Source organism: Acinetobacter sp. SM1B (assembly GCF_003289665.1).
GTDB classification, from domain to species: Bacteria; Pseudomonadota; Gammaproteobacteria; order Pseudomonadales; family Moraxellaceae; genus Acinetobacter; species Acinetobacter schindleri.
This window is the reverse complement of record NZ_QMBM01000001.1, coordinates 1300027-1313754: the sequence shown is the minus strand read 5'-3', so window position 1 is coordinate 1313754 and position 13728 is coordinate 1300027. Positions and strand designations below refer to the sequence as shown.

Sequence of the window (13728 nt, the reverse complement as noted above, 5' to 3'; positions counted from 1 at the left end):
TAATGTTGCAGAACTTATCATTATTTTTATGCTTTGCTTGCTCCGATTCTCTTGTTAGCTTCTATCTAAAAAATTTATCGGATAATTTTTACTGTGCTGTAACTAAAACCTGTTTAATGGTAATTCGTGTAGTGCTCTTCTCAATTTAAGTATGTAAATGTACGAGTTCAGTGAGAGTTACAGCATCCTGCTATAAATATGATTAAGCTGCTTAACGTTATCCAAATTTAACCTTTAACAAGAATATGGAGCAGCATATGACAGAACAATATTCAGAACACAATGACCGTGAAAAATTATGGGAACTCATTAAAGATGTGCGTTTCACTATGATCAGCCATCAGGCTGAAACTCAAGAAATTCACTCCCAGCCAATGACCATGCTTAATTCAGAAAAAATGCATGAAAGTCAGAATCTGTATTTCATCATGAAAGACACTAATGATATTGTCCAAGCAATTAATGCAGGTCGTCAGCATCTTGGTTTATCCTTTGCCAAACCATCAGATGATATCTATGTCTCTATCAGTGCTCATGGCGAAATCAGTACCGACCGTATCTTGATTGAAGAATTATGGAACCCTTGGGCAGAAAACTGGTTTGAAGGCAAGGATGATCCGAGTGTACGTGTGCTTATTGCCAAAGCAGTCAGCGCAGAGTACTGGAATGTGAAGGACAATAAAGTTACTCATCTACTAAAAGTCTTAAAAGGCAATATTACTGGCAAGCCTGAAGAGCCAGATACTGATCATGCAAAAGTACAATTATAAAAATTAAAGCGAATTTATTTATCATTTAGCCTCTTATCTAAGAGGCTAAATTTTTGCATGTTGAAAGTATATTTTTAGTTTAGTAGAAGCTCATTTCGAAAAAAGTTGAATTCTTTTTAATCCATTACACTTATTTTAGGATCAGCATTAACCGGTAACTTAAGGAATCAATATAGCTTAGGCTATTTTGCTGCCATCCGGATTGCTCCATCTAAACGAATGACTTCACCATTCAGATAGGTATTTTCAAGAATATGCCCGACTAATTTTGCATACTCAGATGGCTTAGCTAAACGTGGAGGAAATGGTACCATCTGCCCAAGAGAATCCTGTACATTCTGCGGCAAACCTTTTAGCATCGGCGTTTCCATAATTCCCGGAGCAATCGTCATGACACGAATCGCATTTTTAGCGAGTTCACGTGCCAGTGGTAAAGTCATGGCAACTACTGCCCCTTTAGATGCGGAATAAGCAGCCTGTCCAATCTGTCCATCGAATGCAGCTACAGAGGCGGTATTGATGATCACACCACGTTCCTCTTCGCCCTGTTTTAATTCATATTTCGAAATTAGCTCAGCAGCATAGCGCAGCATATTAAAGGTGCCCGTGACATTGATATTCAGCACACGCTGGAACATTGCCAAGTCATGCAATCCATCACGACCAAGTACTTTAGCAGACGGCGCAATACCGGCGCAGTTTACCAATCCATTGAGTTGCCCATGCGTCTGTTCTAATGCCTTAAAAAATTCACTGACAGCTGTTTCATCAGTCACATCTAATTGCTGGAATTGCGCCTGTTCCCCAAGTTCTTGTGCGAGACTCTGCCCAAGTTCAAGATTCATATCGACCAGTACGACTTGAGCGCCCTTCTCCACCAGATAGCGTGATGTTTCGGCACCGAGTCCTGAAGCTCCGCCCGTCACTACAAAGACTTTATTTTGAATATCCATAGCTCATCCATGTCATTTTGAATTTTTACTAGACTAATCTTTGCCCAAATAGGAAGCAAATCAAACTATGACCACAGCAGTTTAATTATCAATTAAAAATATTTTATTAGACTTAAAAACGATTAATATCAGCTTTTTATATTTAAGTTTTTAATTTTACAGAACATCTGGTTTTCAAGCTTTATCACCAAATAAAATGAGACTCTACGGTCATCCCAATATCTTTGTATTTATCGTTAATTTAGATTATTTTTCACACAATTTGATGCATCTATTTAGTTGCTCATTCCTCTCCCTACTTAAGGTACTCTTATGTTAAACATGACTGATGTTCTTGGCCAAAACCTGGTTCAAAACTTCTCTAATGCTTTATTTCATTCTGCGGACCTTCTTTCTGAACAGCTCAATCAAGGGATTTTGAACGCATCTGATTCAGCTTTGAAAGATGCAGTGGTGACTTTCCTCAATCGTATCGATGTTCTTGACGCGGCGGCGGCACTTGAAATCTCTGCTGAACGTATTGAAAGCCTGAAGCAAGGGATTGCATTGAAAGATGAACAGTTCATTGCAGATACATTAAAAGTGGTAACCCTATGTCTGGCAATGGAAACCAATACACTAGATCAGGTCGAAGTTTCTGACTGTCTACAAGATTATCCAATGTAAAAATATAAATAAAAAAGCGACCTTAAGTGTCGCTTTTTTATAGAGGTTTATCCTGTGCAGAATCAATGCAATGAGATTTAAAAATATTTGCTTATCAAATCCAGCCATAATCTTGTAGAAATTTCAGCTAAGTCTAAAAAAGTCACCTTCATTACAATTAAATTAATTATAAACAATAACTTATTAAAATTTACACCTTTATATTTTATTTGTTGATTTGATTATCTGTTTTTCTTTTTTGTCTGTTTATTCATTTACCGCTATTTATGTCGAAAATTTCCTAAATAAATTAGAGCTCCTCATGAAAAAAACTTTAGCAACAACAAAATTAGGCTTAATTACTATTTCTATCTCTCTAGTGAGCGGGTTGACAGCAGCAGCAATTCCAAGCGAATTAAAACTGGATTACGCTTATTATGCACCTACCAGCTTGGTGGTTAAGGAGCAAAAACTACTGGAAAAAGCATTGCCTAAAACCAAAATTAAATGGGTATTTAGCCAAGGCAGTAATCGCTCGCTTGAATATCTGAACAGTGGTAGTACAGATTTTGCTTCAACCGCAGGTTTGGCGGCAGTACTTAGCCGTGCCAATGGTAGCCCAATCAAAACGGTTTATGTTCAAAGCCAGCCTGAATGGACTGCGTTGGTCGTTAACAAAGATTCCAATATCAAATCTCTCAAGGATTTAAAAGGCAAGAAAATTGCTGCCACCAAAGCCACCGATCCATTTCTGTTTACGCTACAGGCTTTAGATACCGTCGGCTTGGGTAAACGTGATGTTGAGCTAGTACACCTGCAACACCCAGATGGAAAAATAGCTTTAGAGCGTAAACAGGTCGATGCTTGGGCGGGTCTTGATCCGTTGATGGCTTCTGCGCAGGTGCAGTCGGGTGCGAAATTGCTGTATCGCAATGTCGGCTTTAACTCATATAGTGTACTCAGTATTAAAGAAAACTTCGCCAAGCAAAGTCCTGAAGCCGTTGATGCAGTCATTAAAGTCTATGAACAGGCGCGTAAATGGGCCAAAGCCAATCCGGATAAGCTGGCCGAACTGTTAGCCCGTGAAGCCAAACTACCAATTGAAGTGGCGAAATTACAGCTGAGCCGTACCAATCTGGATCAAAACATTCCAACAGCAAAACATATTGCTGCATTACAAAAAGCAGGTTCTATTCTGACTGAAGAAGATTTGGTACGTAAAGGCACCAATGTCAATCAGGTCGTAACTCAGCTCTTTGATAGCAAATATGCGCAAAAGGTTGTTAAGAAGTAATGTCTGCACCAAACACTATCTCCGAACAACTTGTGAAGGAAGATCAACCTAAATCTGTTGCCCTTCCCCGTGGTATTCGTCTGTTGAAAGGGATCACCATTCCGGTGATCCTGATCTTGTCATGTGAAATTCTGGTTCGCAATGGTGTAATTGAGCCTTATTTACTGCCTGCACCCAGCAGTTTATGGCAGTCTCTGACCGAACTGGCTGAAGGTGATCTATGGCAGCATCTCTGGGCAAGTAGCTGGCGTGTCTTTTTAGGCTTTGGCATTGGGATTGGCTTGGGCTTAGTTTTTGCGATCTTAGTCGGGTTAAATCGTCATGCCGAAGACTTCCTGGAACCAACATTTTCTGCAATCAAATCTATTCCGAGTTTGGCCTGGATTCCACTTTTGTTACTATGGTTAGGTATTGATGAAGGCTCCAAGATTACCTTGATTGCAATTGGTGCCTTCTTCCCTACTTATACCAATACCGTTGCCGCCATTCAGGGTGTGGATCGCAAGCTGATTGAAGTGGCCAGAGTCTACCGGCTGAAATATTGGCAACAGATTCATCAGATTGTGTTACCTGCGGCATCACCGGGAATTCTCACAGGTTTAAGAAACAGCTTAAGCTTGTCCTGGATGTTTATGATTGCAGCAGAACTGATTGCAGCGACTCAAGGGATTGGCTATTTACTCAGTGATGGCCGGGAGACCTCTCGACCGGATATTGTAATTATTGCCATTATTCTACTGGCAGTGTTGGGTAAGATTACTGACAGTATTATGAAGTTGTTTGAACATCGTCTGCTGCGCTGGCGCGATGTCATCAAAAAATCCTGAAACTAAAAAGCGACCTTAAGGGTCGCTTTTTTATTAAAAACAAGATTTGGAAAATCAATGAGGCCACTGAGCTAAGGTCACTCGGTCATTACCACCATAATCTTTAACAGTACGCACCTGTTTATAACCAGCCTGGGTAAATAGATGACGCACTGCATCCCCCTGATCATAACCATGCTCAAGTACTACCCAACCATTTACAGTCAGGTTTTTTTTGCCTTGAGCGATGATCTGTTCTAAATCAGCCAAACCTTTATTGTCTGCTACTAAAGCACGTTTTGGTTCAGTCGCCAGATCCTGCATATGTTCATCGGCTGCATCAATATACGGTGGATTGGAAACAATCACATCAAAGAACTGACGACCCAATGGCTTGAACCATGAACCCAATACGAACTGTACCTGCGACAAGTCATGCTGTTCAGCATTGAACTTGGCCACCTCTAGAGTCGGTTCATAAATATCAGTTGCAGTAACTGACCACGCTGGACGTTCCGAAGCCAAGGATAAGGCAATCGCACCAGTACCTGTCCCCAGATCTACCACACGAGCATCTTCAGGCAAGTCCAGCTTAAGTACAGTTTCAACCAATACTTCTGTATCGGGACGTGGCACCAATGTGTCTTTGGTGACTTTCAGATCCAGTGTCCAGAACGGTTGTGAACCAGTGACATAAGCCAAAGGCTCACCCGCAGCAATACGCGCCAGAGCATCAACATAAGCCTGTTCCTGTTCAAGCGTCAGTTCCTGATTCTTTTTCATCACCAGATCAAAAGAATCAATCTTGGTAATGTGTTCCAGCAACCAGGCATTTTCCTGACGTTCATAGCTCTCTGGTTCACCACGCAAAGCCAGCGCTTGTAAAATATTCATTATCCACCATTCTGCTGTGCGAGCATGGCAAGCTGATCCGCTTGATATTCACGGTGCAGACTATCGAGCAATTCAGTCAAATCACCTTCCATCACCGCATCCAGCTTATATAAAGTCAGGTTAATACGATGATCAGTCATACGACCCTGTGGATAGTTATAAGTCCGGATACGTTCTGAACGGTCACCCGAACCCACCAGGTCACGACGCATTTCAGAAGTTGCCGCATCTGCAGCTGCACGTTTGGCATTTTCCAGACGTGACACCAGAAGCGCCATCGCTTTAGCCTTGTTCTTATGCTGTGAACGCTCATCCTGACATTCCACCACAGTCCCCGTTGGAATGTGGGTAATACGTACCGCAGAGTCGGTTTTGTTAATGTGCTGACCACCGGCACCTGATGCACGATAGGTATCAATACGCAAATCCGAGGGGTTAATGTCAACTGAAGTATCCACATCAACCTCAGGAAGAATCGCGACTGTACATGCTGAAGTATGTACACGGCCCTGGGATTCTGTTGCTGGGACACGTTGTACACGGTGTGCGCCACTTTCGAATTTCAGACGACCATAGACGCCTTCACCATTGACCAGGCAGATCACTTCTTTATAACCGCCGTGTTCACCTTCGTTTTCGGACAGGATTTCGATACGCCAGCCCTGACTCTCTGCATATTTACTATACATACGGAACAAGTCACCCGAGAAGATCGCTGCTTCGTCACCACCGGTTCCGGCACGGATTTCTAGATAAGCCGAGTTCGCATCATTCGGATCTTTCGGAATCATCAAAATGTTCAGATCCGCTTCCAGCTGTTCGATCAGGGCTTTATTTTCCTTAATCTCTTCCTGAGCCATTTCTTTAAAGTCAGGATCGCTCAGCATGGCTTGAGCAGTCTCGATATCTTCTTCAGCCTGTTTATACTTGGTCCATACTTCAGTAATTTCGGTCAGATCATTGTGCTCGCGGGAAAGCTGGCGAAAGCGTTTATTATCTGAAATGACTTCGGCATCTGCCAATAAGGCAGTGAGTTCTTCGTGACGGTCGGAGAGCTGGTCTAATCGTAAACGTAACGATTCTTTCATTTTTTAAAGTATCTCAAACAAAGGCTATAGCTAAATAAAGGTCTTAGCACAGCGAAATCAAAAATTGCGCCTAGTTTAACGATTCTCAGGCATAAAGAACATCTTTATTCAGTACAAGCTTTCTGCGGCTAAAGCATCCAGATAAGCATCTCTCTTAAGATCCAAATTAAGGCTAATGCCTCTTTTTTAATCAATTTAATCCGCATTCTTTACTTATTTTACAAACTCGCAAATAAAGCATCTAAATATGGAGATCTTTCTTCACAATGTAATGACGATTTTTTGTTACATTTTCCGCCATCGAAACACAATATAATCCGATCACGGATATGGAGTTCCAGCATGAAACTGAGCGCAGTTTTATTAAGTACCGCTTTAGCCGCAGGGTCAATGATGACCGTTAATGCTCATGCCGACAGCACTGCTCGTGTTGCTGCTGCAAGTGCATTAGGTAGTGTGGCTGGTACAGCTTTGGGTAAAAACATGGGGGGCAACACAGGTGCAACAATTGGTGCAGCACTTGGCGGTGCTGGTGGTGCAGCTGTAGCAAGTAACAAGAAGAACCGTACTGAGTCTGCCATTGGTGGCGCTTTAGGTGGCGGTGCAGGTTATAGCGTAGGTAAAAGCATGGGTGGCTCTAACGGTGGTTACATCGGTTCTGCGTTAGGGGCAGCAGGTGGTGCAGCTTTAGGCAATAAAATTGCCAAAGACAAAACAGCAGACCGTCGAGCTGAAAAACGTGCGAAACATTGGAAAAAACGTTACCGTTAATTCAGTACTTATAGTCTCTCAATCGCATCTTACATTTGACGTAAAAAGCACCTTCGGGTGCTTTTTTAATTGCTTCTAAATGAGTCTAACTAATTGTAATACTTGAAAAATATTGTTTAGTAATTATGAATAAATTAAGGAGAGAAAAAACACATTTCGTCTACAGACTCTCCATGCTATTTCGCTCTTGCTAGATTAAATTTAACTCATAGACAAATACAGCCATATATATAAAAGGTGTACTCATGAACTACAAATCTCTAATGATCGCGGTTGTTGCTACCTCAGCTATGGGCATGGGTATGACAGCAGCGAATGCGGGTAATACAACGAATACTGCTCTTGCTTCTGCACTTGGTGGCGTAGTTGGTGCTGCAGTAGGTAATAGAGTTGGTGGCACAACTGGTGCAACAATCGGTTCTGCAATCGGTGGTGGTGCAGGTGCAGCCATTTCAGCGAATAAACGTGACCGCAACGGTGCCATTATCGGTGGCGCACTGGGTGGCGGTGCAGGTTATGCCGTAGGTAAAAATATGGGTGGTAACAATGGTGGCCTGATTGGTGCAGCATTGGGTTCTGCGGGTGGTTCTGCTCTTGGCAAGAAAGTAAGTGAAGACCGTCGTTATGATGACCGCTATGACCGCCGTTATAATTCCTCACGTAATTACCGTTATAACGACTATCGCTATAACAACCGTGGCCGTCGTTAAGCGTTCAATACAAAGCTTAATCTCTTTTACAACCTTCCCTCTTTTAAGCATCTTCGGATGCTTATTTTTTTGCCTATACATTTCGTTTACACTTATATCGTTTTTTTTCGATATACAAATCCGGTTGAACATCGTATGCTCTTAGTCATGTCAAATAAAGAGTAATATTATGCGTACGCTTAACGATACTCAGTTCTCCATTCTTGAACTGGTTCCTGTTCGTGACGATAAAACCATTCAATTCTCCCTGCAACATGCTCTGGAACTGGCACAAACTGCAGAAAAGCTGGGTTACCGCCGCATGTGGTTAGCTGAGCATCATAATATGGATGGTATTGCCAGTTCAGCAACCGCTGTCTTGCTTGGCTATTTACTGGCAAATACTAAAACCTTAACTTTAGGCTCAGGTGGCATCATGTTGCCGAATCATGCACCTTTAGTCGTAGCTGAGCAGTTTGGTACTTTAGCGACTTTATATCCTGAGCGCGTTGAACTTGGTCTGGGACGTGCACCCGGCACCGATCAGATGACCATGCGTGCTTTGCGTCGCGGTCGTCAGGAAACTGAAGATCAGTTCCCTCAAGATGTACTAGAAATTTTGCAGTACCTTAAAGATCCGATTCCGGGCCAACGCATTGTAGCTACTCCGGGTCAAAGTACTCATGTTCCGGTTTGGCTGCTTGGTTCTAGCCTGTTTAGTGCTCAGTTGGCAGCGAAACTTGGCCTGCCGTATTCCTTTGCTTCGCATTTTGCCCCACGTATGCTGGGCCAGGCTATTCAATTATATCGTGAAAACTTTGAACCGTCTGAATACCTGGATCGTCCTTATGTTTCTATGGGCGTACCGACCTGTGTCGCAGATACGGATGAAGAAGCTCAATATCTGGCAACCAGCGCCTATCAACGTGTACTTTCCCTGATTCGTGGTCAAAGCCTGAAACTGAAAGCACCTATTGATTCAATGGAAGGACTCTGGTCACCACCCGAAAAAATGTCCGTTGATAATTTCTTTGCCATGGCACAGGTCGGTTCCAAGGAAACAGTCAAGGCAGGACTGGAAGCACTTTTAGCTAAATATGATGTAGATGAGTTTATTTTTACTTGTGACATCTATGACACTGACAAACGTCTATATAACTTCGATTTGTTAATGCAGGTTAAGCAGGACTTATAAAATTTCCCTTTTATAAATATCTTTCAATAAACCGCTGCCAGTCAGCGGTTTCTTTTTAGGAGGTAATCCATTGCTTTATTAAATGCAATCTGCATTCAAATAAAAAAACTAACAATTATACGTTCAGGATAAAAACATCAATCATTATATTAACAAACCGACTGCAACCTTTGTTGCAGCAGGTTGGACACTTTAATTATTGGCGCTATTACTTACGGTATTAAACTGTATGAACACAACCTTTAAAAAGCTCAAGAAAAATTACATCAATATAATTCCGAAAATCCATAACTGAAGTGGATTTTAAAATGTCGAATTATTGATGACTCGAGATTCCATGAAAGTGACTTTACGCCCCTGCCGATATTGTCTATATCTATCACAACAGAATAAAAATTAAATAATTACAGGATATCAATATGGGCGTTAAGCAGGATACAGGTGCCGGTATTTTTCAAAACAACCCTGAGCACTTTAAAAGCTTTAATGGGACTAAAGTCGATTCTGCCGCCCTTAAAGATATGGATTTTCAGGATTTAAATGTGGCAGTAATTGGGCTTGACCAGTTTAGTGTGAGTCATCTTGACCGCATTTGCCAGCAAGCGGCATCTGTTAAAGTCTTTCAGATTGAACCGCAATTTGTGATGCCGAGTACCAGCCGCACGCTTCAACGCGTATTGAATCATCCGCTAATCAGCAAAAATAAAAATCTCATTAGTAACCGGATTAAAGGGTTATTGTCTTTACGCTTTTTAGAACAGCAGGTCAAAAATCCCTGGTTAAGACGCCAGCTCATGCCTAATCTGGCAGCCTCTAATCGTCATTACTTTAAGTCAGATAGCTTCTATATCGCCCTGCAACGTGAAAACTGCCAGCTTATTACTTGGCCAATTTTGAAAATTTCTGATCATGCAATTCATTGCATACATGGTGAAAATTATCCGGTTGATGTCATTATTCAAACCTTTAAATAAAAATCTATTTATTTTTTTTTGATATATATTCCATAAAAAATACTAAAAAAGAATAAAGCCCTAAATTTTATTGATCAATTTTTATACAATTTTAGCATCAAAATACGTCTATATTTTTTCTATGAGGTATTTCGTAGCGAAATAGTACTGATTGATATCAACTATCTTATCATCGTTAATTCCTATCATTAATTATTTTAATATATAAATTTTGATAACCAATGGAGTCAAAAACCAGCTTTGACTCCATGAACTAGGACCTTATCCAATACGACGTTTTAAACCAGTCATTTGCAGTACACGTGTCGAGATTTCTTCAATCGACATCTCGGACACATTCAGATATTTAATACCCTCTGAAATGTAAATTCCTTCAATCGCACGCAGTTCCATCTGGCACTGACTAAAGCTGGCATAACGGCTATTTGCCTTACGTTCAGTACGGATTGCCACAAGGCGATCAGCATCAATCATAAGGCCGAAAAGCTTGTTTTTATGCGGGCGCAGCACAGCTGGCAGACGGTTATCATCCAGATCTTCTTCAGTCAGTGGGTAGTTTGCAACACGAATTCCAAACTGTAGAGAAAGATAAATCGAAGTCGGTGTTTTACCAGAACGTGATACCCCAATCAGGATCAGATCGGCCTTGTCATAATGACGAGTACGCGCGCCATCATCATTATCCAGAGCAAAATGTACAGCATCAATACGCGCTTTATAGGAAGCAGAGTCGGTTACCGCATGAGTTTGTCCTACCAGCGTCGTTGGATCTGTACCTAGCTCTTCGGATAGTTTACTAATAAGCCCTTCAAATACATCAAGATTTACTGCATTAGCCGTATTAATAATATCACGCACATATGGGTCCACCAAAGTATCAAAAACCAGTGGTTTCTGTCCTTCCTCGTGGGCACGTGCATTGATCTCGGCTACGACATTGGTCGCAGCTTCTTCAGAGCTTATATAGGGAATGATATGTATATCAAAATCGACATGAGGGAACTGTGCCAAAAGTGAGTGTCCCAGCGTCTCTGCGGTGATCGCAGTACCATCAGAAATGAAGAAAACACTACGCTTTATCTGTTTACCTTCCGACATTAAAATTCTCCTCAAACATTTGTCTTCGTACTATATAATCTTTATAGTAAACCGATCTTACATGACTGTCGCTTAGTAAAATCATCCACCTAGGTGATTTGCTATACTCTCATGCCAAGATAATGATTAATACTGCAAAAGTGGAGTAACAACTTTGGAAGCGCGCGTAATTGGTCTGGAAAAATTAGGGAAACACGATGTTGAGCTTGTTGGTGGGAAAAACTCATCTTTGGGCGAAATGATCAGCCACCTAGCAAACGCTGGCGTATCTGTACCAGGTGGTTTTGCAACAACTGCTGGTGCATATCGTGAATTTCTCGAGCAAAGCGGCCTAAACGCTAAAATCAATGCAGAGCTTGCCAGCCTAAACGTTGATGACGTAAACGCTCTTGCTGAAACTGGCGCTAAAATTCGCCAATGGATTGTAGAGACTCCGCTTACTGCAGCATTAGAACAAGAAGTTCGTGCAGCATTTGACGCACTTTCTAACGGCAACCCTGACATCGCGGTTGCTGTTCGTTCATCTGCAACTGCAGAAGACTTACCAGACGCGTCTTTTGCTGGTCAGCAAGAAACTTTCTTGAACATCCGTGGCATCGACAATGTATTGATTGCGATCAAAGAAGTTTTCGCATCTTTATACAATGACCGCGCAATCTCTTACCGCGTACACCAAAACTTTGCCCATGACGTGGTTGCCCTTTCTGCTGGCGTACAACGTATGGTTCGCTCTGAAACTGGCGCAGCTGGTGTAATGTTCACACTGGATACTGAATCAGGCTTCCGTGATGCAGTATTCATCACCGCTTCTTACGGTTTGGGTGAAATGGTTGTACAGGGCGCAGTTAACCCTGACGAATTCTATATCTCTAAACCACTTCTAAATGCTGGTAAGCACGCGATCCTGCGTCGTAATCTTGGTTCTAAACACCAGAAAATGATTTATGGTGAAGAAGGCGCTGCTGGTAAATCAGTAGTTGTAGTAGATGTTGAAAAAGCTGAACGTCAACAGTTCGCTTTAAATGACCAGGAACTTCAAGAACTAGCTAAACAAGCACTGATCATTGAAAAACACTACGGTGCGCCAATGGACATCGAGTGGGCAAAAGACGGTGATGACGGCAAACTGTACATCGTTCAGGCGCGCCCTGAAACTGTAAAAAGCCGTGAGAACGTTGGTACGATGGAACGTTACCTGTTGAAACAGAAAGGTTCAGTAGTATGTGAAGGCCGTTCAATCGGTCAACGTATCGGTTCTGGTAAAGTTCGTATTGTTAGCTCTATTAAAGAAATGGACAAAGTACAAGACGGTGACGTACTTGTATCTGACATGACTGACCCGGACTGGGAACCGGTGATGAAACGTGCTGCTGCAATTGTGACCAACCGTGGTGGTCGTACTTGTCACGCTGCAATCATTGCACGTGAACTGGGTGTTCCAGCAATCGTTGGTTGTGGTAATGCAACTGAAGTACTGGTAGACGGTCAGGAAGTGACTGTATCTTGTGCTGAAGGTGATACTGGTTTCATCTACGAAGGCGCGCTTGATTTTGAAGTTCAAACGAACTCAATCGAATCTATGCCTGAACTTCCATTCAAAGTCATGATGAACGTAGGTAACCCGGATCGTGCATTTGACTTCGCACAAATTCCGAACGAAGGTATTGGTCTTGCTCGTCTTGAGTTCATCATTAACCGCATGATCGGTGTACATCCTAAAGCATTGCTGAACATTGACAGTCTGCCTCGTGAAACGCGTGCTGCTGTGATGGCGCGTACTGCGGGTTATGCATCTCCAATCGAATTCTATGTGGAAAAACTGGTTGAAGGTATTTCTACCCTTGCTGCTGCATTCGCTGACAAGCCAGTGATCGTACGTATGTCTGACTTCAAGTCAAACGAATATGCGAACCTGATCGGTGGCAAGTTGTATGAACCAGAAGAAGAAAACCCGATGCTGGGCTTCCGTGGTGCAAGCCGCTACGTTTCTGACAACTTCCGTGACTGCTTCGAACTTGAATGCCGTGCACTGAAAAAAGTTCGTGACGAAATGGGTTTGACCAACGTACAAATCATGATTCCTTTCGTACGTACTGTAAACGAAGCGAAACGTGTCATTGAGCTACTGGCATTAAATGGCCTGAAACGTGGTGAAAATGGTCTTAAAGTTATCATGATGTGTGAATTGCCAACTAACGCGCTGTTAGCTGATCAATTCCTTGAACACTTCGATGGCTTCTCTATCGGTTCTAACGACTTGACTCAGTTAACACTAGGTCTAGATCGTGACTCTGGTATCGTATCTCACCTGTTCGACGAACGTGATGCCGCTGTGAAAGTCCTTCTTTCTATGGCGATCCAGGCTTGCCGTAAAGCAGGTAAATATGTAGGTATCTGTGGTCAAGGCCCTTCAGATCACCCAGATCTTGCAAAATGGTTAATGGAACAAGGTATTGAATCTGTATCTTTAAATCCAGACTCAGTATTGGATACCTGGTTCTTCCTTGCTGATCAAGAAGCTAAATAAGCTGAAATTCAGTAAATAAAAAAG

Annotated in this window: 13 protein-coding genes; 9 read left to right on the top strand and 4 right to left on the bottom strand. The window is 42.2% G+C overall.

Annotated features, from left to right (window positions below; translation table 11 throughout):
- Positions 1-257 precede the first annotated feature (257 nt).
- Complete coding sequence (locus tag C8322_RS06250; protein WP_004815728.1) at positions 258-770, top strand: pyridoxamine 5'-phosphate oxidase family protein; 513 nt, start codon at positions 258-260, stop codon at positions 768-770.
- A 182-nt stretch (positions 771-952) separates the two neighbouring features.
- Here C8322_RS06250 and C8322_RS06245 read toward each other — a convergent pair whose 3' ends face one another.
- Complete coding sequence (locus C8322_RS06245) at positions 953-1723, bottom strand: 3-hydroxyacyl-CoA dehydrogenase (protein ID WP_004815727.1); 771 nt, start codon at positions 1721-1723, stop codon at positions 953-955.
- A 312-nt stretch (positions 1724-2035) separates the two neighbouring features.
- Between C8322_RS06245 and C8322_RS06240 the strand changes: the two genes are divergently transcribed.
- The 3 genes from C8322_RS06240 (at position 2036) to C8322_RS06230 (ending at position 4489) form a co-directional block, all read left to right on the top strand.
- Positions 2036-2389 (top strand): hypothetical protein, encoded by a 354-nt coding sequence (locus C8322_RS06240; RefSeq protein WP_004815725.1) that lies wholly within the window; start codon positions 2036-2038, stop codon positions 2387-2389.
- A gap of 301 nt (positions 2390-2690) precedes the next feature.
- Positions 2691-3662, top strand: a complete 972-nt coding sequence (locus tag C8322_RS06235; protein ID WP_004815724.1) for an aliphatic sulfonate ABC transporter substrate-binding protein — start codon at positions 2691-2693, stop codon at positions 3660-3662.
- The gene (locus C8322_RS06230) at positions 3662-4489 is read left to right on the top strand and encodes an ABC transporter permease (protein ID WP_004815722.1); all 828 of its coding nucleotides are present in this window, start codon (positions 3662-3664) and stop codon (positions 4487-4489) included. Before C8322_RS06235 ends, C8322_RS06230 begins: the two co-directional genes overlap by 1 nt.
- 54 nt (positions 4490-4543) lie before the next feature.
- On the opposite strand, the gene prmC is transcribed toward C8322_RS06230, so the two are convergent.
- Complete coding sequence (prmC, locus tag C8322_RS06225) at positions 4544-5362, bottom strand: peptide chain release factor N(5)-glutamine methyltransferase (protein ID WP_004815721.1); 819 nt, start codon at positions 5360-5362, stop codon at positions 4544-4546.
- A complete protein-coding gene (gene prfA / locus C8322_RS06220; RefSeq protein WP_004815719.1) occupies positions 5362-6450 on the bottom strand; it encodes a peptide chain release factor 1 in 1089 nt (362 codons plus the stop codon). Before prfA ends, prmC begins: the two co-directional genes overlap by 1 nt.
- A 342-nt stretch (positions 6451-6792) precedes the next feature.
- Here prfA and C8322_RS06215 point away from each other — a divergent pair, with 342 nt between their 5' ends.
- From C8322_RS06215 to C8322_RS06200, 4 genes are all read left to right on the top strand, one after another.
- Positions 6793-7221, top strand: a complete 429-nt coding sequence (locus C8322_RS06215) for a glycine zipper domain-containing protein (RefSeq protein WP_004815717.1) — start codon at positions 6793-6795, stop codon at positions 7219-7221.
- A gap of 245 nt (positions 7222-7466) precedes the next feature.
- Positions 7467-7931, top strand: coding sequence for a hypothetical protein (locus C8322_RS06210; protein ID WP_004815715.1), 465 nt, complete (start codon positions 7467-7469; stop codon positions 7929-7931).
- A gap of 169 nt (positions 7932-8100) precedes the next feature.
- Positions 8101-9105 carry an LLM class flavin-dependent oxidoreductase gene (locus tag C8322_RS06205; protein WP_008304119.1) on the top strand — a complete coding sequence of 335 codons (1005 nt, stop codon included), beginning with the start codon at positions 8101-8103 and terminating at the stop codon, positions 9103-9105.
- Between the two features lie 419 nt (positions 9106-9524).
- Positions 9525-10079: a hypothetical protein gene (locus C8322_RS06200; RefSeq protein WP_004815711.1), complete on the top strand. Its 555-nt coding sequence runs from the start codon at positions 9525-9527 to the stop codon at positions 10077-10079.
- Positions 10080-10340: 261 nt separating this feature from the next.
- On the opposite strand, the gene C8322_RS06195 is transcribed toward C8322_RS06200, so the two are convergent.
- Positions 10341-11177: a pyruvate, water dikinase regulatory protein gene (locus tag C8322_RS06195; RefSeq protein ID WP_004815709.1), complete on the bottom strand. Its 837-nt coding sequence runs from the start codon at positions 11175-11177 to the stop codon at positions 10341-10343.
- Between the two features lie 154 nt (positions 11178-11331).
- On the opposite strand from C8322_RS06195, the gene ppsA reads away from it, so the two are divergent.
- On the top strand, positions 11332-13704 hold the full coding sequence (ppsA, locus tag C8322_RS06190; protein WP_004815708.1) for a phosphoenolpyruvate synthase: 2373 nt from the start codon (positions 11332-11334) through the stop codon (positions 13702-13704).
- Positions 13705-13728: the final 24 nt, after the last annotated feature.

Excerpts from the sequence above, each read along its gene's own strand:
- C8322_RS06250 (WP_004815728.1), top strand. The coding sequence starts at position 258 with ATGACAGAACAATATTCAGAACACAATGACCGTGAAAAATTATGGGAA.
- C8322_RS06245 (WP_004815727.1), bottom strand. The coding sequence starts at position 1,723 with ATGGATATTCAAAATAAAGTCTTTGTAGTGACGGGCGGAGCTTCAGGA.
- C8322_RS06240 (WP_004815725.1), top strand. The coding sequence starts at position 2,036 with ATGTTAAACATGACTGATGTTCTTGGCCAAAACCTGGTTCAAAACTTC.
- C8322_RS06235 (WP_004815724.1), top strand. The coding sequence starts at position 2,691 with ATGAAAAAAACTTTAGCAACAACAAAATTAGGCTTAATTACTATTTCT.
- C8322_RS06230 (WP_004815722.1), top strand. The coding sequence starts at position 3,662 with ATGTCTGCACCAAACACTATCTCCGAACAACTTGTGAAGGAAGATCAA.
- prmC (WP_004815721.1), bottom strand. The coding sequence starts at position 5,362 with ATGAATATTTTACAAGCGCTGGCTTTGCGTGGTGAACCAGAGAGCTAT.
- prfA (WP_004815719.1), bottom strand. The coding sequence starts at position 6,450 with ATGAAAGAATCGTTACGTTTACGATTAGACCAGCTCTCCGACCGTCAC.
- C8322_RS06215 (WP_004815717.1), top strand. The coding sequence starts at position 6,793 with ATGAAACTGAGCGCAGTTTTATTAAGTACCGCTTTAGCCGCAGGGTCA.
- C8322_RS06210 (WP_004815715.1), top strand. The coding sequence starts at position 7,467 with ATGAACTACAAATCTCTAATGATCGCGGTTGTTGCTACCTCAGCTATG.
- C8322_RS06205 (WP_008304119.1), top strand. The coding sequence starts at position 8,101 with ATGCGTACGCTTAACGATACTCAGTTCTCCATTCTTGAACTGGTTCCT.
- C8322_RS06200 (WP_004815711.1), top strand. The coding sequence starts at position 9,525 with ATGGGCGTTAAGCAGGATACAGGTGCCGGTATTTTTCAAAACAACCCT.
- C8322_RS06195 (WP_004815709.1), bottom strand. The coding sequence starts at position 11,177 with ATGTCGGAAGGTAAACAGATAAAGCGTAGTGTTTTCTTCATTTCTGAT.